We start from the raw sequence: 18,416 nt of genomic DNA on the forward strand, positions 1-18,416 counted from the left end.
GTTAGTGTATCTCTTATAGGATCAGTAGGCTCTATTATATGCTCCTAGAACCTGTTAAATACTTTTTGAAATATTGACTTGTCGTTGTAGATGTGATATTTTAGACGGAAATACTGCAAATAATAATGTAATAATAGAAACTTTTTGAAATATTGACTTGTCGTTGTAGATGTGATATTTCAGACAGAAATGCTGCAAATCAAATAATAATGTAATAATAGAAACATAAGAAGGTGAAAATATGAGTAATTCAATTGAGTCTGTTGACGATTTAATTCTAGCTAGTCATGGTAACTGGAAATTTGATCAGCAAGTTAGTGAAAGTTTTGACAGTCATGTTATAAAGAGCGTGCCTTTTTATGAAGAGATTCAGAGAATGGTAGTTGAAATTAGCGAGTATTTTATCAAAGATAATAGTGTTATATATGATATAGGTTCTTCCACAGGCACAACTTTATCACTACTATCTCAACAACATATTTCAAAAAAGAATATTAACCTATTTGGGATATAAGAAAGCCCATCCATGATATAGAGCGCTAGATATAGATGTACTTCTCCAAATGTGAATTTTCTTCTTCAAGATGTAACCAGTAGTAATATATGTTTTGAAAATGCTAGTTTTGTAACTAGTATTTTGACAATGCAATTTGTACCCTTCAATTACAGGCTCAAGGTACTACAAAGGATCTATGATGGTATAATAGGAGGCGGTGCTAAAATAGGATTTTACTGCAAAATTCTGCTGTAGTCAAAAAATCGTCATCATGTAATTTCATATTTGTAGTTATTTATGAAATTTTCTGTAGGGCAAAACCTCTTCAAATCGGGCTTTTTATACGATGCTATTATTCCCCTTGTCAGGTAAATATCAATTTATCTCTCGCTTTTATCTAATTACCCTTACTAATATTTTATCTTGCACTATTATACCGTTAGCTGGTTTTACCAGTACAGTTTTTCTAGGTCATTTGACAGATATCCGCTATTTTGCAGGTGCTTCTCTGGGTGCAATTCTTTTTGATTATATATACTTTAGTGTAGGTTTTTTACGTTTAGTAACTACAGGCATGACAGCAATAGCTGTTGGTGAAGATGACCGAGAGGCTATGTTACTAGTAGGAATACGGAATAGCGCGATCGCTTTAGGTTTGGGGATACTCATTCTGGTTATACATGAACCCTTAGGGAATTTGGGGTTTGCACTGTTTACTACTTCTCCAGAGGTCAAGGATGCTGGTCTTGCCTACTTTAATGCCCGTATTTGGGGCGCACCAGCAGTTTTACTCAACTATGTACTAATTGGCTGGTTTATTGGACAGGAAAAAAGTAGTAGGGTATTGCTAATGACCATTGTTTACAATGTGGTTAATATACTGCAAGACTACCTATATATTAACCAGTGGCATTGGGCAAGTACCGGAGCCGGAATGTCTGCCGGAGTCAGCCAATATTTAATGTTGTTGACGGGGTTAATTTTCTTACTCCGTGATGTCCCTTTAAAAGAGGTAGCAGCATTAAAGGAGCAAATTTTGGAATCGTCAGGTTTCAAATCCATTGCTCGGTTGAATGGAAATCTATTTGTGAGGTCTTTAACTATTGCATTCACCTACGTCATTTTTTCCTGTTTGAGCGCAACAATGGATACAATGATATTTGCTGGCAATGCCTTACTTTTACAGGTGTTACTGCTGACTATAGATATTTTTAATGGTGTAGGAATTTCTACCGCTGCTTTAACTGGAACATTTAAAGGTGAACAGACAACTCATAAGTATTTGCCTTTATTGCAAATAGCAATAGGAACTAGTCTTTCAATAGGACTTACCTGCGCTGGTCTTTGTGTGCTTTCTCCACAAACCATATTTGGGTTGTTAACCAACCACAGCGAAATCATAGAGCTAATTAAAACCTATGTTCCTTGGTTATTAGTGGTTCTGGGATGTGCCTCAATTTGTTTAGTTCTGGAGGGATACTTTACGGGTCTAGCGGAAGGGGTTGTTCTCCGCAATACTTTCTTAATCAGTACCTTGGTGGGATTTATCCCTCTAGCTATATCAACATGGTTTTATCACAATAACCATATGTTGTGGTTGGCTATGTCTATGTTTATGGTGATTAGAATGGTGATTCTTGGAGTATATCTAGTGAAAAGCAAAGAGTTAAAAATCGAGACCATATTAAATTGAATCAATACACCTAATTACAAGAACTTACAAAAGAGAGTTATTAGGTGTTGATGAAACTTCGTTGACAACTACTTTTAACTTCTGAATTCTGATTCGGTAAATTCTGACTCCTGCTATAGTTCATACTTTCAATTGTGAGTAAGAATAGATATTAAAAACCCCCAAATATCTTAAAATTGGGGGCGAAGTTGAATTTACTATGACGGACTTAACGGGACAATATTTAGAAAAGATACATAAAAATCAATTGCGGTGATTATTGTTGTAGCGAACTCTCGTTCCAGCCCAAAGTAACTTCTCCCGCAGTGTTTGATAATATGAGTTATTTGCCCGTAATACAATAAACTTAGCGCGGCAATCAGCCATTCGGACATCAACACGATGTCCTGGCCAAATGGAAGTAGATAACACACCATCCATCCAGAGTTTGGTACTTAAATCATAATCGCCCAAAGGCCAAATACTGACCACAGAACCAGGAGGTAAGACAAGGGGACGACTTGAAAGACTCATGGGACAAATGGGAGTGATGGTAATTGCTTCCATCCCATCGTGCATAATTGGTCCACTGGCAGAAACAGTATAACCAGTAGAACCTGTGGGAGTAGAGATAATTAACCCATCTCCCACATACTGATCTACTATCTCACCATCAATTTCCATTTCCAAAATTGAGGTAATCATTCTGTCAGCAGAAGCCGGTTTGACACAAAACTCATTTAAAGCCAAGTAACTTTCTGTTACTGGTTCTAAATTTGAGCCAGTCCCTTCATATACCGCTGCTTGTAACATCATGCGCCGTTGAATAGCATAACGATCTTCTAACAGCCTGTCCCAAACTATTTCTGGATCTTGAAACTCATCTACTGACTCAGTTAAAAACCCCAAATGGCCGCCTACATTCACTCCGAGAATGGGGATACCAGCTGGGGCTAAATGTCTGGCACTTGTGAGGACAGTACCATCACCACCAAGTACCAAAGCAAGATCAATTGGTTGATTAGCAGAGGCCAAAAAAACCGGATAGGGGTTATCTTTTGGCCCACTAGGTCCCATCAATACTTGGCAATGACGATTTTCTAGTTGTTTAGCACAAAGTTCAGCCCAGCTTTTACTCTGGGGATCTCGTGCTTTATAAGCAATGATTACCTGCTTGAGTTGCACGCACTATTACCACTTCAGAAGATTAAACTGCTCCATATCAACGGTATCGCGGTTGCGATAAATCGTCAGCACAATCGCTAAACCCACTGCCGCTTCTGCGGCTGCGACTGTAATCACAAAAACTGTGAAAACTTGACCTTTAATTAAGGTTGAATCAAGGAAGTTGGAAAATGCCATTAAATTTAGATTAACGGCATTCAGCAATAACTCAATTGACATCAGTACCCGCACTGCGTTGCGACTGGTAATTAAACCATAAATCCCAATGCAAAACAAAGCTGCGGCTAGTAATAAAAAGTATTGGAGTTGCATGATTGTCGGTTGTCAGTTGTTAGTTGGTAGGGGCGAAGCATTTGGAGAAGCATTTTTCGCAACTACCGATAATTTATCTTCCAAATGCTTCGCCCGTACAGTTGTCAGTTGTCAGAACTTCTACCAGTGCCGATGAGTTCTTTGGGGCGTTCTGGTAGGGTTAAAATTGTTTGTTGTAGGTCAGAAGTTGGTACTTGGTCAGGTAAATATTCCCGACGTGCCAAAATAATTGCTCCTACCATTGCTATTAGCAACAGAACGGAAGCTAATTCAAAGGGTAGCAAAAAGTCGCTGAAGAAATGCTCACCAATGACAATGATGGAATTTTGACTAACTACGGGATTAGTTGTATAAGCCCAAGGCGTAGCTAATACCATTGTACTTAAAAGCGCAAATAGTCCAAAACTCACTAAAGCTGTAAATACTTTCCGTAATCCCGCACTAGGTAATGGTGAAAAATCCTGTCTTTTGTTTACCAACATAATGGCAAACAGAATTAAAACGTTAATTGCACCAACATAAATTAGGATTTGTGCTGATGCGACAAAATCACCATTTAGCAATAGGTATATTCCCGCCATGCTGATGAATACACCTCCCAGCAAAAAGGCGGAATAAACAATGTTAGAGAATAGCACCACACCTAGTGCTGTCCCAATCATCATTACGCCAAGAATGCCAAGTGATACAGACTGTACTCCTTCGGCTAGATTCACTGTTTTTGTCCTTAGTTAGTTGTTAGTTGTTAGTTGTCAGTTGTTAGTTGTCATTTGTCATTTGTTAGTTGTTAGTTGTCATTTGTCATTTGTCATTTCTTAGTTGTCAATTATTTTTCTACTAGGTCTTCTGGACGAGAACCTGCACGGGGGGCATCGGCGGGGACTCCGTGGGGGTCCATTACGCCTTTAGGTAGGTAAACAAGTTCTCGTAATGGTGTCACCATTGGATCGTTTGTAACTTTATAGGGCAAACGTCCCAGGGCTACGCTATCGTAATTAAGTTCATGGCGATCATAAGTAGCTAGTTCATATTCTTCTGTCATGGATAAACAGTTGGTGGGACAATATTCCACACAGTTACCGCAGAAGATACAAACTCCAAAATCAATACTGTAGTGTTTGAGCTTTTTCTTTTTAGTGCCTTTGTCCATTTCCCAGTCAACGACAGGAAGATTAATGGGACAAACACGCACACAGACTTCACAAGCAATACACTTGTCAAACTCATAGTGAATGCGACCGCGAAATCTTTCACCAGGAATTAATTTTTCGTAGGGGTATTGGACGGTAACAGGTCGCCGTCTCATGTGGTCAAAAGTAACAGATAATCCTTGACCAATATAACGACCTGCTTGGACTGCTTCTTTGGCGTAATCACCAACTTGTTTGAGGAATTTAAGCATTTTTGTGTCTCTCTCTTTACAATTTTGGATTTTGGATTTTGGATTTTAGATTTCAGATTCAATCCAAAATCTAAAATCTAAAATTGCCTTACCCACCGAAGGCGAAGGGAAAGGCTAGTTTGAAGGCTGCGGTTAATAGGAGATTTACCAAGCCTATTGGTAAGAGAAATTTCCATCCTAAGTCTAGCAATTGGTCAATCCGTACCCGTGGTACTGTCCAACGAATGAGGATGGCGAAAAATACTAGTAAGTAGGCTTTGATTACGGTCATGGTAATACCTATAACCGCTGTGACTACCTGAATTGCTGGGTCACTTTCGCTGACTCCTAACCAACCAGTGATCATCTCCAGGGGTATAGGACAATGCCAACCACCAAGGTACAAAATTGCTACTAGTAAGGCAGAAAGTACCAGGTTAATGTAGGAACTGAGGTAGAAGAGGGCGAATTTCATGCCTGAATATTCGGTTTGATACCCTGCAACTAGTTCTTCTTCTGCTTCTGGTAAGTCAAAGGGTAGGCGCTCGCATTCTGCTAGGGCGGCTATCCAAAAGATCACGAAACCTAATGGTTGTCGCCAAATATTCCAGCCGAGAATGCCAAAGTTAGATTGCTGATTAACGATGTCAACGGTACTAAGACTATTGGACATCATAGCGATCGCTAGTACACTCAATGCTAAGGGAATTTCATAACTGATGGACTGCGCTGCTGCCCGTAAACCTCCTAACAAGGCATATTTATTATTGGAGGCATAACCCGCCATTAATAAGCCAATGGGCTGAATACTCGATAATGCAATCCACAAGAATACGCCCATGCCGACGTTAGCAATGATAATATTCTGTCCAAATGGCACAATTAAATAGGACAGAAATACTGGTAAAACGACAATAATTGGACCAATGGTAAATAGCCAAGGATCTGCTTTGGCGGGGATGATATCTTCTTTAAATACCAGCTTCAGACCATCTGCTACAGGCACTAACAATCCAAAAGGACCCTGGTATTCAGGACCAATTCGTTGCTGTGCTGCCGCAGAAATTTTCCGTTCTAGCCATGTGGCAACTAGGACACCTACTGTAGCCCCAATCAGCATCAATACCATTGGTAATGGCATCCATAGGGCTTTGGCCGCTCCTGGGGGTACGCCTAAGTCCTTGACAGATTGAATAAAAGTTCCTTGGAGGTCAATTCCTGGATTCATGTTTGCTGCTCTTTAAGTCAACGTGCTGATGAACTGTGAAGGATGAAATCAGTTATTCTAATTTTCATAAGATCACGCGGTAAGCGGGAGACTCAGTCCCTTTAGGGCTGAGAGGGAAGCGACACGAGCGGTTTTAACCGCTGTGGATATTAAAATTAAAACCAGATTTTTGATTGGAACCTGGAAACCAACTCCCATTTCTGGGGTAATGTTAGCTAGATGCCTCCGGCACGCTGGCGCGAACGACCTGTTATAAGAGCTTGCTTGAGCTTGCAACACTGTTCCAGTGACCTTGGAACTGTTTAATCACAAGCGACAGAGCAGGGAACTAGCTTCGCATTCCGGGGTGTCATGACTCAAATAACGGCTACCCTTCGACTACGCTCAGGGTGGTCTGGTCAGCACGGCTTGCTTGATTACTCTTGCAAGCCCAGTCCCTTTAGGGCTGGGTTACTGACCTTTTGTCTTCAGCTTTAGTAATAATCTCTGCTGAGATGATGACCGATTGAAGTTCAATACATTTGCCAATTCATGAGTCTAGTATATCCTTGGATGGTTTTCACCATGAGACTCCACAAGACAACTTCTACTTATGGTTGGGATTGGGAATTGATGATTGGTGGGTGAGGAAATGGGCAAAAGTTTCCCCATTAAGTCGTTAAACAAGACAAATTAGCCGCTTCCGAGTTGGTAACGGTTGTCTATGGTCTACAAATTGTCTGATTTTCCCACACTGGCTGCTGCTGTCAAGTTGCCAATTTTAGCGGGTTTTGATTTTGGACGACAAGCCTCAATGGTAGATAGGACAGTTATCAATCTGCCCATTAGAGGACTTGAATTAAACATCCAAAATCTAGAGTTAATTTATTTGTTAGTTAACGTTGGTCAATGGGAGTGTAGGCGATTTCGTGACGACCGTTGTAAATTTGGGTAGGACGGAAAATCCGGTTTTCTACCAGTTGTTCTTTCCAGTGTGCTAACCAACCTGCTACACGAGCGATCGCAAATACTGGTGTAAACAAGTCTGTAGGAATTCCCATTTTCCTATACACTAAACCGGAATAAAAGTCAACATTAGGATAAATCCCTCTGTCACCCAGTTTTTCCGAAACTACCCGTTCCATTTCCACGGCAATTTCATAGTATTCATCATAGCCAAACTTCTCAAACAACTGCTCTGCCAAGCCTTGTAAGATTGTAGCCCGGGGGTCTTTGACTTTGTAAACTCGATGTCCAAAACCCATAATTTTAGCTTTGCGTTGCAGAAGATTATCCACATAAGGGACAACATTTTCTACAGAACCGATTTCTTCTAACATCTGAATTACTTCTTCATTCGCTCCACCATGCAATGGTCCACCTAAAGTACCTACGGCACTGGCAACTACTGCATAAGGATCAGTTAAGGTTGAAGCTGTTACCCTAGCACTAAAGGTAGAAGCATTCATTGTATGCTCAACATGAAGAATTAAGCAGATATCAAAGATTTTAGCGGCTAAAGGATCAGGCTCTTTCTCGTTGAGCATATACAGGAAGTTAGCCGCATAGCCTAAATCATCTCTGGGCTTAACTGGATCATTACCTTCCCGCATTAACTGGAACGCTGCTACCATCGTGGGAATAGTCGCTATTAAACGGACAGCGGCGGTACGAATGTAGACCGGATTATGTAAGTCCCTAAGAGAATAAAATAAACCTAAAGCAGCAGCAGAAGCTTGAAGAGCATCCATCGGATGACCACTTTCAGGAAAGCATTTCATCATATCCCGAATGCGGTATTTGATGCGTCTGTGGAAGAGAACTTCATGCTCAAATGCTTTTAGTTCTTCCTGATTTGGTAACTCACCCCAAATTAACAGATATGCAGTTTCTAGGAATGTACTTTTTTCGGCTAATTCCTCAATCCTGATACCACGATATTCTAGAATTCCTTTCTGCCCGTCTACATAACTAATACTCGACTGGGCTGCGGGAATACCTTCTAAACCAGGCTTGTATTCGCATACCGTCATGGCAACACCATTTACTTTGTAAAATATCTGCTCACGCTAACTCACCAGAGACTATTTTCACCACAAAAGTTGCAGATGTAACAACTATTACAGCAGGTACTTGGGTGGTGTCAACCAAAACATTTGACTACGACCCCAAGCTGAACCATCATCTGGTAGTTTTATTCCCATCATACCTGCTTTTTTGAGGATGAGGCTCTCTTTTGCTTCTCCCCACAGGAGAATTTCTGCCCAATGGCTTAAATTAGGCTCATGGCCTACTAATCCTAGTCGGGTTTTTTGGGGATAATTTCTAGGTTGAAGCCATTCTTGTAGCCAATTTTGAATATTACCATCAAAGCTAAGATGATCTGATGCTTCTAACTGGGAACTCAGTCCAGCAGCAATGAGTATTTCTGCTGTTTGGTAAGCACGGACTAGGGGACTGGTGAGAATTAGATCAAAGTGTAATTCTAGCTTTAGTAATTTTTGAGCTATTTTCTCGGTTTTTTGTCTTCCTTCTGGGGTGAGTTGTCGTTCTTCATCTTTTAGTGTAGGTTGATGTTCTTCGGCGATACCATGACGGATTAAGTATAGTTCCATGTTTTTAGTTGGGCGTTTTTATATTATTTTTGTTTCGCGCAAAGACGCAAAGAAGCAAAGGCGCAAAGAAGAATGCAGGAATCAGTAGTTTATACTCAACACGGCTTAATTATTTGATTGTGTGGGTAAGGGTTTAGCAGTTCTAAACCCCTACAAATATAGGTTTTTCGTGATAAAGAATCTAGATTTTTCATACTTTAGCCTTTTCTAATAATCCATATAACATTTGAATCCGTTTGTAATTAACTATATCAATAATAGTTACTTTTTTAGGTTGAACTTCAAAAATGATTCGATATATGCCTACCTTGGCAATAAAATCATTATCTGAGCTTGAATTCAGTTGAGAAACTTCAATTTCTGAACAATCAGGAAAGTTTTCTAGACAACTAATAGCATAACTAATCTTTTCTTTCTCTTGAGTTGGTAAAGCATCAAGTGCTATTTGTGCGTTATCATCTAAAATTATTTCATTTTTGTTTACCTGTTGATTTTTAGATTCAGTAGAAGTATCGTAATACTCATCAGATAAGTGTTGAAGTTCATTGAAAAAATTATTTCCTCCTTCTTCTTTTTCCACTGCGTGCTTAATCTTTGCCAATATTTCTTTTTCTCTTGGGTGATTATGTAACTCAGAAACTGCTATTTCTTGAATTTCTTGATTCGTTTGTGCTGTGTTTTCCTGATTATTTTTTGTCATACTGTCCATAATTTGCCTGGAAACCTGTAGAACTGCTATTTTCTCAGATATATTAGAAGTCCATTCTATCAATAAGTTAACAACCAACATTATAAACGTAGGTAAAACCTCCGAATCTAGCTTTTGAATATATCCATGAGCTAGACGATTGCGCTTTTCAAAATAAGCTTGAATAATATCAAATTCAGAAATTGATAACTCTCCCAAAGAGTACATTGTTTTTAGCAATCTTATGACTGGTAAACGTTCAACAGGAATTGATACATCAACTGCTCTTTTTCTTAATGCTCCCTCAAAAACACTCCAGAGAAAAAGAAAAGCAGGTTCAATATTATTATTTTCAATAAGCTTGCTAACTTGACTAAAATAGTTGATTAGTTCTTCCCAGGAAGGTAGTTCTTCCGATGTTCCAGGTAATGATTCGGCTTCTATATCTTCAAGTGTTACCAATAAAAAACGCCAGCCCGGATGTCTACTAATTTCTTCCGCTACAGATTGTAAACGCTCAACTGAAACTGGACTAATGCTGGTTTTTACTTCAATTATTAAACCAGATTCATTTTGATTCTTAGTAGCAAGAATATCGGGTTGATAGTTATCCAAATCAAAGGGTAATTGATCCGCCTTCGGGTTTTGTATAACTGTAAATCCTTCATCACGATACTTTTTGATCAAAGATTCAACTTTATCATCACGTAAACTTTTAGTATTGTCTATCATAAGTATTGTTCCAATGGTTGAGATTCACTTACTTTGACATAAACACACTCTTCGCCAATGATGGCACCTTCCCGCAATAATAAAGGTAAATTTGTTATATCAATCGGATCTGACATAAACCGACGATGACTATCTACATCTAATACTAAATTATCATCTTCATAAACTAAGCCTATAAGTGCATCCTGTATTGGTTTGATAATGTTATCAGTATCAGGTGGAGAATCATCACTACAAATGTAAACTAGCGTAAGCTGTAGATAAGATACTTTAATTGGACTGTCACCTTTCCAAAACTTTTCGGCTTCAGAACGAACAAAATTTTTCCATTCATTCAGTCCTTTTGGTTTTGCTTGTAATGAAACAGGCCGTCTGGAAATGAGAAATTCAAAAGGTATTATTGGCATTCCCAGTGCATCTCTTGATTATAACTTAACAAACTTATAAGCACCTTCAACAAATCTTGGATATATTTCTAAATTGTACCAAATTTATACCTGCTTCTTTGACAGCAAAAGCTAAATTCATTTGCATGGGTTCAGCACTGCTAAACCCTAAATCAATCAAGTCTTTTAATCCGGTTTAAGACTAAATTGGATTATCTCTAGGATTCACCAATCTCAATAATTTTTGTTTGATTTGTGCGTCGAAAACTTCCCATTTGATTTTGGCATAAGCCGAATTTTCATTACCACCAGATAAGAAACCCATGGGAATTTCAAAGCCTCCCGCACCCGTTCTTCCACCACCAAAAAATCGCCCAGTGCTATCCTGTCCAAAGGCTTCTTTAATAAATTCATCAGGATCTAAAGTAAGTTTTGTGGTTCTCAGAGATCCTATCACCACTTCTAGTTCGTCATCTTCATCATGAACGATTCCATAAACTACTGCGGTATGCACATTTTCTTCCGTCACCAGAAAATCAGCCGCTTGGGGAATTGCATCCCGGTCATCATAGCGCAAGTAACCAACACCAGCTATGGAAAAGTTATTTTGAACGATGCGGTTTTTAAGCGATCGCTCGATCACATCCATCACCCGCTTAGAACGATTTGCTTGCAAAATAGCATTTAGTAACTGAGCATCATAAAACCTACTCAAATACCCAGCAGCCATAAAATCTTCTTCTTGGGCTTGCATCAACCGATTTGTATCTGAGCGCAAACCGTGCATTAAAGCTGTAGCACATTTAACGTGCTGGCTAATGCTGTTATCTAAAGTTAATAATCCTGCTTGTAAGTATTGAGTAAAAATTGTGGCTGTAGCTCGTACATAAGGACGAACATCAACAAATTCTGACTTGAGTTCCCCTTGTAAACTATGATGATCCACCAGCACTATCAGGGGAATTCCTGCTTGTTGGATTGCTGGTAATAATTGAGATGTAGTTCCCTGGTTGTCAATTAACACAAACCCTTGATAGGACGACAAATCTTTATTTTTTAAAGTTTGCATCGTCCAGCGTTGAGCAGGTAAATTAGTTAGCTTAACTAAAGCAATATTTTCCTGATGGCTTAAAGTTCCCGCGTAAACAATATCACACTTAATATCATACTGTTGGGCAATTAGTTGGTAAGACCAAGCACAAGAAAGAGCATCAGGATCGGGAAAATCCTGTAAAATCACTAATTGACGTTCATGGCGATGTGCAAGCAGCGTTTTCTGTAACTCTTCTGATTTTTGAGATGCTAGAGAATTGCCACGCTGAACTAAATAGATACCTCCATCACCATTAGAGGATGATAAGGAAGTTCGGGTTAAAGTTGGAAGCTCAATTAGCTCTTTCTCCTTCTCTTTCTCTATTTCCTCTGGATGCGGATCTGTGGTCAATGATAAACTCTCAAATTGAGAAGCCGGATAATTCACGTACATAAGTAACTGTATTTTTAAGCGGGGAAAGGGGGGTGTCCATTCAGGCATAATCCAAGCAATAATGCGCTTGTAAAGCTACAGGAGACTTGGCAACAATCTAAAATTAATTGTCTTGGCACTTTGTCGGGCGGTTTATTTTTGTCAATAGCATGAGTCAAGGATCTATTACATCTACCTCAAGTGCTACAGAGATGCTGAAAATCAGGTACGCTTTACCTCTTGGGTTATATAAAACCTCATAATTTGTGGCTTTGTCTAAACAAATATGCAGATTTTTATGAAAAAAATTTGATAATTATCTTGAATATTTATTTGACTTGTGTTATCTTGGACATTCCGTGTGCAAATTGACATCTCAATTTCTAGCTGGCAAGTCATCCACTTATAATTGTAACAAATTATCAGTTAAGAACAAAATCTATCTATATATCGTTTTTTAAAGGACAAAACGCCAATTCTGGAAATTAAGGTTGTTTGATGCTGCGGACATGAAAATATCAGCTTAGTGGAAACTTGCCATAAGCTGTATTCAATACTCATCAAAAGCAAGTGAAACCCCTACTTGTAGTCACTATCATTGACTTTATTTAGTCAAACGGATATATCTACAGGTAAATTTTGACCTGAACTTTTGTAGTTAATTTTGGGTAATGTCAAAGACCTATGACATACTTTTGCCACTCCTGGTGAAGTCCACTTTTCAGATGCTTCGTTACCTCAAAGTAGAGACTACTGTAAGGTTGACGGGGTAAATTACGCAAAGGCATTCGGGCTTCTTGAGGTGTACGACAGCCTTTTTTGATATTGCAGCGTACACAAGCAGTAGTAATATTCTCCCAGGTATCTCCACCTCCTCGTGATCTCGGTATCACATGATCTAGAGTTAACCCGTCCCCTGTGTGACCACAGTATTGACAGGTATGGCTATCACGATGCAGGATATTTCGCCGAGTGAGAGGAATTTCCATATAAGGAACGCGGACATAATGGCGCAACCGGATCACGGTCGGCATGGGAAAATCCGAGTAAAGGAATTTACCGTTGTATTCTAAGCGTTCAGCTTTGCCTTTAATCAACAACACGGTGGCACGTCGCCAACTGGTGATGTTGAGCGGTTCGTAAGAGGCGTTCAGGACTAAAACCTTCCTCATGAATCTGCGCTCAAGGTATTAGTTTTACACATATTAACACAAATATACTCCGCTGGGGATATGAGAATAATTTATACTTTTGTCCTTGACTCAGATCCCGGACTTCTTAAAGAAGTCCGGGATCTTATTTACCTAAAATCGCCATAAAAGAGGATTTAGGGGTTGACATTTGATTTTAAATTTGTTATGATGAAACTGATAAGGAAGAACTATCTTCCAATAATTTTTGGAATTATTGAGTATTCAGACACACTAATAATATTGCTCGTGCTACTATCTTGTGTAAATTACCGGATCAAAGTTAAACTTCCTGATTAAAGTGATATAGCTTCTAGGGGATGTGAGAAGCTTTTCGGTGGTGTGATAGGAGTGAAGTGCAATGTTAAGTCGCAAGCAAACCCCGATTTTTGCTGACAATCAGGAATGTGATACTTATGCTTGGTTTTCTCAGCGGGCTTGGGTAGAAATTGATTTAGGGGCGTTGTCTGATAATGTCAAGCAGTTGGTCAAGTTTTTATCACCACGCACCCAATTAATGGCAGTTGTTAAAGCGGATGCCTATGGACATGGGGCGGTAGCAGTTGCTAAAACTGCCTTAGAAGCGGGTGCTGGTTGGTTAGGTGTGGCGACTGTTCCTGAAGGTATTCAATTGCGGGAAGATGGCATTAAAGCCCCGATTTTAATTTTAGGGGCAACCAACACGCCAGAGCAAATTCAGGCGATCGCTCATTGGCAACTTCAGCCCACACTGTGTAGTCCTAAGCAAGCTTTAGAATTTTCCAACACATTAGAAACTATTAACTATAATTCTTCTTTATCTGTACATATCAAATTAGATACGGGAATGTCTAGATTAGGCACTAATTGGCAACAGGCGGCGGAGTTTGTGCAGTTGGTACAAGGATTACCCCATTTAGATATTGCCAGTATTTATTCTCACTTAGCAACAGCAGATAGTCCCGACGCTACGGTGATGATGGAACAGCATAGCAGATTTGAAGAGGCGATCGCCCACATCAAAGCTAAAGGGATCACAATTCCCTGTTTACATTTAGCCAACTCAGCCGCTACCCTGGCAGATTCAAGATTACACTATGACATGGTGCGGGTAGGTTTAGCCATTTATGGGCTTTATCCTGCTAATCACTTACAAAATCACATCAAACTGCAACCCGTTTTACAACTCAAAGCTAGAGTTACCCAAGTTAAAACCATAGCCGCAGGAACTGGAGTTAGTTATGGTCATCATTTTATTGCTCCTCAAGAAATGCGTCTGGCTGTAGTTGGCATTGGTTATGCCGATGGAGTTCCTCGTCATCTTTCTAACCAAATGCAGGTGTTAATCCGTGGACAGCGTGTGCCACAAATTGGCGCAATTACCATGGATCAAATTATGTTAGATGTGAGTTCCATCCCCGATTTGCAAGAAGGGGAAATCGTCACTTTGCTAGGAGAACAGGGAAAAGAACAAATATCCGCTGATGATTGGGCAAATTGCCTCAATACCATTTCTTGGGAAATTCTTTGCGGCTTCAAGCACCGTCTACCTCGTGTAGCTGTGATGTAGAGCAATACCCCATACCCTGATTTTAAATTTTGTATTTTTACCTATTGCCATAAATATTTTATTGTGCTAAGGTAAGGTATTGATGCGGATATGGCGAAATTGGCAGACGCGCTAGATTTAGGTTCTAGTTCCGAAAGGAGTGAAGGTTCAAGTCCTTTTATCCGCACTTTTAAATAAATAGCCAAGTTAAAAGCACTCAGGAAAATTAAATCCTGATAGTGCTTTTTTCTGTATATTATACTCATTGATCAAAACATAGCAGAGTGATTTTAGACATATATTTTACAAAAAAAACAGCAAAGGTATTGCTATATAACCCCATAAATTAATGTTCATAATAGTCGCCCATGAAAAAATTACACATTGACTTTAATCATCAAGCAGCCGTATACAACAGCCGAGAAAATGGCTATCTTAAATTTCAACTTAATCAACAAACTGGTGCTGTTTTATCCATTGCTCATACTCAAGAAGCAGTTGTTGTGCCTGTGACATCGGTTACAGCTATTCCGAATATGCCCGCTTGTATATTAGGATTGATGAATTGGCGCAGTCATATAATTTGGGTAGTTGATTTACCTAAGATGTTTAATTTAGAATGTCTTGATCATCGGTTGCGTCAGTATAATATCATTGTTATTCAAATAGAATCAATGATCTTGGGTTTAGTTGTTCAAGAGATTAAAGGCACAACTAAATTTATTGCTGATGATATTCGTTCTCCCGTAGGACAAGTAGCATCTAGTTTAGTACCTTACTTGTGTGGTTGTGTGGTGCAACAGGAAGAAATTTTATTGGTATTAGATGCAGTGCATATTTTACGTTCAGATATTCTTGGTATTAACTAATAATTAATACTCGGAAAAAGGGGTAGTTTTTTTATTTTATAGATGTGGTATGAGGAATATATGTTGAATAAAACTGATATCAAACAAAGTGGCAATTCTCAAAATAACCCATCTTTAATTTCTTCAGCAAAAGTTGTTGATGTTAGAGGAGAAAATTCTAGTTATAATAGGGTGTGGCATCAGGGAATAGGATATTTACGACAATTTAAATTGAGTACAAAAGCTATAATTTTATCCATAGCTATTGGTACTTTACCAGTTTTGGGAATTGGGGCGATCGCTTATCTTTTTGGGAGCAAATTAATTACAAAGCAAATTATTACATCCCAAGAAACTAAAGCAATTAACTTGAGTGATAAAGTTAATAATTTTATTGGACAACGTTATGGAGATATTCAAGTATTATCTGGTATATCTTTTTTAAGTCCTCCTAATTCCGGAAACAAGGCCGGATCAGAAAAATCTAGCAAAACAAGTAAAGTTGATGTCAGCATCATTAATATAGAAACACAAGCATCCTGGGATCGCTTGATGAAAACTGTTAAGGTTTATGATAGTGTCGCTGTATTTGATCTTAATGGAAAAGTGATTATTCAATCAGCCGGAGAATCTTTAATTTCCGAAAAACAACGGATCTATTTTCAAGAAGTAATCAAACAAAATACTCCTATTATTAGTCAAGCAGAAATAGTTAAAAATATAGGCGCAGTAATTTATATAGCTGCACCAATTAAAGATCCAGTGCGGGGTAATACTATTGGTATAGTCAGAACCCGTATGCCTGTAAAGGCTTTAGAAACAGTAATAAAAGGTTATATAGATGAGACTAATCAATATTATTTTTTAGATGGAACAGGAAGAATTTTAATTAGTTCCGATCAAAATTTATTTGGTGAGAAGTTGATAGGTATATATCCTAGTTTAACTAATGTTTTGAATGCGAAAAATATTGATACATTTACAGCCAAGTCCAAAAATAATCAAAAGCAGCAACTAATTAGTTATGTACCATTGCCAATATTATCAGGTTTACCGGATATGAATTGGCAGTTACTTGTGGCGAAAGATGCAGCAATTGCCTTTAAGCCGCAGAGGGAATTTTTGATATTAATTGCTAGTACAACACCATTAATTGCATTATTGATGACGTTGTTTATAGCTTGGTTAAGTCAGTGGATTAATTCTAAAATTTCTAGTACATCTATAACATCCTCTAAGGAAATTCAAGAGCAAATACATTTAGATGTATTTAATAAAGAAGAGGAACAAGAAAAAGAAATTGAATGGCTAAAATTACTCCTAGAAATTACTAGAAAAATTCGTCTAAATCTTCAGTCTGAGGTTATTTATCAAACTGCCATTTCCGAAGTTAGTCAAGTTCTAAAAACAGACAGAGTCATCGTTTATAAACTGCATCGAAAAACCCAAGCTGTTAAGGTAATTGCTGAATCAGTAATTGATGATTACCAAAAAATGCTCGGTGTATATAACAATGATTCCCACTGGCGAGAACTTGGTAAAAATAGTCAATTTGAGGCAATATCAAATATTGAAAAAGAGTCAAGTTTAACGAGTAGTTATATCGAGTGGTTAAAGAAATTTTCTGTGCAAAGCAGTTTAACAGCACCAATTTTAAGTCATGGAGAAATTCAAGGATTTTTGATTGCTCATCATTGCCATAATTCTCATATTTGGCAATCTGAAGAAATTAATTTTTTGACCCAAATTGCCACACAAATTGGCTATGCTTTAGAACAATCCCATTTACTAGTAGAGATAAAAAGATTAAAAGCACATAGTCAGACAAACACTAATCAAGACACTTCAGAACTCCAGAATTTTCAGAATAGTATTCAGCAAATTGTCAATCAAATTCAACAAGCTATTGGTGAAGTAAATATTTATTTGGAAAAATTCACAACAGAAGCAATTATCGAACCTGAAAAAATACACCTAAGCTTAGAAACCATTGACAATATGACTATTGCTATTCAATCTATAGCTGATATAGCACAACAAGCTGTTACCATTGTTAATGATGTTAACCATAGGGCTACTAAAACTGAAGCAGCGATAGATTTAACATTGCAAAATATTTTCTCTGTCCAAGAAACAGTTGATGAAATAGCTAAAAAAGTCAGACGGTTAGGAGAATCTTCCCAACAAATTTCCCGTGTAGTTTCTGTAATTAATCAAATTGCTATGCAAACTAATCTATTAGCAATTAATGCCGGAATTGAAGCTGCAAGAGCCGGGGAAGAGGGTCAAGGGTTTGCGGTAGTAGCTGAAGAAGTAGGAGAATTAGCCGCCAGAAGTGTAGCCGCAACTCAAGAAATTGAGGAAATAATTGAGAAAATTCAACGAGAAACTGGTGAAGTATTAAAAACGATGATCATGGGAACTAATCAAGTTACCCAAAGTAGCCATATTATCGAAGATGCCAAACATAGTTTACAACAAATTGTTGATGGATCACAGCAAATAAATACCTTAGTTCAGTCAATTTTGATTTCTACTACATCTCAAGTCCAAACATCACAAATTGTTAGTCAAACTATTAAGGACATTACTATTATATCAGCCCGTAATAGTGATAATTCTCTTGAGGTTTCCCAATCTTTACAAAAAGTAGTAGATATTTCTCAGGAGTTAAAAGATACTATTGAGACTTTTCCACCTAATTAATATTC

The 18,416-nt window shown here is 38.3% G+C and carries 18 protein-coding genes and 1 tRNA gene; 7 read left to right on the forward strand and 12 right to left on the reverse strand.

The genetic code is table 11. The features are described 5' to 3' along the window. Nucleotides 1-241 precede the first annotated feature (241 nt). Entirely contained in the window at nucleotides 242-514 is a 273-nt protein-coding gene (locus tag ANA_RS23580) for a hypothetical protein (RefSeq protein WP_051155179.1), read from the forward strand. Nucleotides 515-842: 328 nt separating this feature from the next. After that, nucleotides 843-2,189: a guanitoxin biosynthesis MATE family efflux transporter GntT gene (gntT, locus tag ANA_RS11735; RefSeq protein ID WP_015080278.1), complete on the forward strand. Its 1,347-nt coding sequence runs from the start codon at nucleotides 843-845 to the stop codon at nucleotides 2,187-2,189. A gap of 243 nt (nucleotides 2,190-2,432) precedes the next feature. Here gntT and ANA_RS11740 read toward each other — a convergent pair whose 3' ends face one another. Together ANA_RS11740 and nuoK are read right to left on the reverse strand one after the other, a co-directional pair. Further along, nucleotides 2,433-3,353 carry an NAD(+) kinase gene (locus ANA_RS11740; RefSeq protein WP_015080279.1) on the reverse strand — a complete coding sequence of 307 codons (921 nt, stop codon included), beginning with the start codon at nucleotides 3,351-3,353 and terminating at the stop codon, nucleotides 2,433-2,435. 6 nt (nucleotides 3,354-3,359) lie between these two features. Continuing rightward, nucleotides 3,360-3,665 carry an NADH-quinone oxidoreductase subunit NuoK gene (gene nuoK / locus ANA_RS11745; RefSeq protein ID WP_015080280.1) on the reverse strand — a complete coding sequence of 102 codons (306 nt, stop codon included), beginning with the start codon at nucleotides 3,663-3,665 and terminating at the stop codon, nucleotides 3,360-3,362. Nucleotides 3,666-3,688: 23 nt separating this feature from the next. On the opposite strand from nuoK, the gene ANA_RS28210 reads away from it, so the two are divergent. Beyond that, nucleotides 3,689-3,823 carry a hypothetical protein gene (locus ANA_RS28210; RefSeq protein WP_256370229.1) on the forward strand — a complete coding sequence of 45 codons (135 nt, stop codon included), beginning with the start codon at nucleotides 3,689-3,691 and terminating at the stop codon, nucleotides 3,821-3,823. Here the strand turns inward: ANA_RS28210 and ANA_RS11750 are convergent. The 10 genes from ANA_RS11750 to ANA_RS11795 all read right to left on the reverse strand — a co-directional run bounded on the left by ANA_RS11750 (nucleotide 3,770) and on the right by ANA_RS11795 (nucleotide 13,311). Next, nucleotides 3,770-4,381, reverse strand: a complete 612-nt coding sequence (locus tag ANA_RS11750) for an NADH-quinone oxidoreductase subunit J (RefSeq protein ID WP_015080281.1) — start codon at nucleotides 4,379-4,381, stop codon at nucleotides 3,770-3,772. The two genes, ANA_RS28210 and ANA_RS11750, sit on opposite strands and share 54 nt — an antisense overlap. A 110-nt stretch (nucleotides 4,382-4,491) precedes the next feature. Further along, complete coding sequence (ndhI, locus tag ANA_RS11755) at nucleotides 4,492-5,067, reverse strand: NAD(P)H-quinone oxidoreductase subunit I (protein ID WP_015080282.1); 576 nt, start codon at nucleotides 5,065-5,067, stop codon at nucleotides 4,492-4,494. Between the two features lie 88 nt (nucleotides 5,068-5,155). Further along, entirely contained in the window at nucleotides 5,156-6,274 is a 1,119-nt protein-coding gene (gene nuoH, locus ANA_RS11760) for an NADH-quinone oxidoreductase subunit NuoH (protein WP_015080283.1), read from the reverse strand. A 708-nt stretch (nucleotides 6,275-6,982) separates the two neighbouring features. Next, nucleotides 6,983-7,120, reverse strand: coding sequence for a hypothetical protein (locus tag ANA_RS26575; RefSeq protein WP_158310528.1), 138 nt, complete (start codon nucleotides 7,118-7,120; stop codon nucleotides 6,983-6,985). Nucleotides 7,121-7,149: 29 nt separating this feature from the next. Then, nucleotides 7,150-8,286: a citrate synthase gene (locus ANA_RS11765; protein WP_015080284.1), complete on the reverse strand. Its 1,137-nt coding sequence runs from the start codon at nucleotides 8,284-8,286 to the stop codon at nucleotides 7,150-7,152. A gap of 87 nt (nucleotides 8,287-8,373) precedes the next feature. Next, the gene (gene sixA, locus ANA_RS11770) at nucleotides 8,374-8,868 is read right to left on the reverse strand and encodes a phosphohistidine phosphatase SixA (protein ID WP_015080285.1); all 495 of its coding nucleotides are present in this window, start codon (nucleotides 8,866-8,868) and stop codon (nucleotides 8,374-8,376) included. 190 nt (nucleotides 8,869-9,058) lie between these two features. Next, entirely contained in the window at nucleotides 9,059-10,288 is a 1,230-nt protein-coding gene (locus ANA_RS26580) for a hypothetical protein (protein WP_015080286.1), read from the reverse strand. Then, nucleotides 10,285-10,695: a RusA family crossover junction endodeoxyribonuclease gene (locus ANA_RS11785; RefSeq protein WP_015080287.1), complete on the reverse strand. Its 411-nt coding sequence runs from the start codon at nucleotides 10,693-10,695 to the stop codon at nucleotides 10,285-10,287. The genes ANA_RS26580 and ANA_RS11785 overlap by 4 nt, the downstream gene beginning before the upstream one ends. 181 nt (nucleotides 10,696-10,876) lie before the next feature. Then, the gene (locus ANA_RS11790; RefSeq protein ID WP_015080288.1) at nucleotides 10,877-12,160 is read right to left on the reverse strand and encodes a DHH family phosphoesterase; all 1,284 of its coding nucleotides are present in this window, start codon (nucleotides 12,158-12,160) and stop codon (nucleotides 10,877-10,879) included. 653 nt (nucleotides 12,161-12,813) lie between these two features. Continuing rightward, nucleotides 12,814-13,311 (reverse strand): HNH endonuclease, encoded by a 498-nt coding sequence (locus tag ANA_RS11795; RefSeq protein WP_015080289.1) that lies wholly within the window; start codon nucleotides 13,309-13,311, stop codon nucleotides 12,814-12,816. Between the two features lie 379 nt (nucleotides 13,312-13,690). On the opposite strand from ANA_RS11795, the gene alr reads away from it, so the two are divergent. The 4 genes from alr to ANA_RS11815 all read left to right on the forward strand — a co-directional run bounded on the left by alr (nucleotide 13,691) and on the right by ANA_RS11815 (nucleotide 18,411). Next, complete coding sequence (alr, locus tag ANA_RS11800) at nucleotides 13,691-14,878, forward strand: alanine racemase (protein ID WP_015080290.1); 1,188 nt, start codon at nucleotides 13,691-13,693, stop codon at nucleotides 14,876-14,878. An 84-nt stretch (nucleotides 14,879-14,962) separates the two neighbouring features. After that, nucleotides 14,963-15,044: transfer RNA gene (locus tag ANA_RS11805), tRNA-Leu, on the forward strand. A gap of 181 nt (nucleotides 15,045-15,225) precedes the next feature. Then, on the forward strand, nucleotides 15,226-15,726 hold the full coding sequence (locus ANA_RS11810) for a chemotaxis protein CheW (protein WP_015080291.1): 501 nt from the start codon (nucleotides 15,226-15,228) through the stop codon (nucleotides 15,724-15,726). A gap of 60 nt (nucleotides 15,727-15,786) precedes the next feature. Beyond that, nucleotides 15,787-18,411 (forward strand): methyl-accepting chemotaxis protein, encoded by a 2,625-nt coding sequence (locus tag ANA_RS11815; protein WP_015080292.1) that lies wholly within the window; start codon nucleotides 15,787-15,789, stop codon nucleotides 18,409-18,411. Nucleotides 18,412-18,416 lie beyond the last annotated feature (5 nt).

Source organism: Anabaena sp. 90, assembly GCF_000312705.1.
GTDB classification, from domain to species: Bacteria; Cyanobacteriota; Cyanobacteriia; order Cyanobacteriales; family Nostocaceae; genus Dolichospermum; species Dolichospermum lemmermannii.

Bases quoted from the DNA above. Each gene is read 5' to 3' on its own strand.
- ANA_RS23580 (WP_051155179.1), top strand. From the start codon at position 242: ATGAGTAATTCAATTGAGTCTGTTGACGATTTAATTCTAGCTAGTCAT.
- gntT (WP_015080278.1), top strand. From the start codon at position 843: ATGCTATTATTCCCCTTGTCAGGTAAATATCAATTTATCTCTCGCTTT.
- nuoK (WP_015080280.1), bottom strand. From the start codon at position 3,665: ATGCAACTCCAATACTTTTTATTACTAGCCGCAGCTTTGTTTTGCATT.
- ndhI (WP_015080282.1), bottom strand. From the start codon at position 5,067: ATGCTTAAATTCCTCAAACAAGTTGGTGATTACGCCAAAGAAGCAGTC.
- nuoH (WP_015080283.1), bottom strand. From the start codon at position 6,274: ATGAATCCAGGAATTGACCTCCAAGGAACTTTTATTCAATCTGTCAAG.
- ANA_RS26575 (WP_158310528.1), bottom strand. From the start codon at position 7,120: ATGTTTAATTCAAGTCCTCTAATGGGCAGATTGATAACTGTCCTATCT.
- ANA_RS11765 (WP_015080284.1), bottom strand. From the start codon at position 8,286: ATGACGGTATGCGAATACAAGCCTGGTTTAGAAGGTATTCCCGCAGCC.
- sixA (WP_015080285.1), bottom strand. From the start codon at position 8,868: ATGGAACTATACTTAATCCGTCATGGTATCGCCGAAGAACATCAACCT.
- ANA_RS26580 (WP_015080286.1), bottom strand. From the start codon at position 10,288: ATGATAGACAATACTAAAAGTTTACGTGATGATAAAGTTGAATCTTTG.
- ANA_RS11785 (WP_015080287.1), bottom strand. From the start codon at position 10,695: ATGCCAATAATACCTTTTGAATTTCTCATTTCCAGACGGCCTGTTTCA.
- ANA_RS11790 (WP_015080288.1), bottom strand. From the start codon at position 12,160: ATGTACGTGAATTATCCGGCTTCTCAATTTGAGAGTTTATCATTGACC.
- ANA_RS11795 (WP_015080289.1), bottom strand. From the start codon at position 13,311: ATGAGGAAGGTTTTAGTCCTGAACGCCTCTTACGAACCGCTCAACATC.
- alr (WP_015080290.1), top strand. From the start codon at position 13,691: ATGTTAAGTCGCAAGCAAACCCCGATTTTTGCTGACAATCAGGAATGT.
- ANA_RS11810 (WP_015080291.1), top strand. From the start codon at position 15,226: ATGAAAAAATTACACATTGACTTTAATCATCAAGCAGCCGTATACAAC.
- ANA_RS11815 (WP_015080292.1), top strand. From the start codon at position 15,787: ATGTTGAATAAAACTGATATCAAACAAAGTGGCAATTCTCAAAATAAC.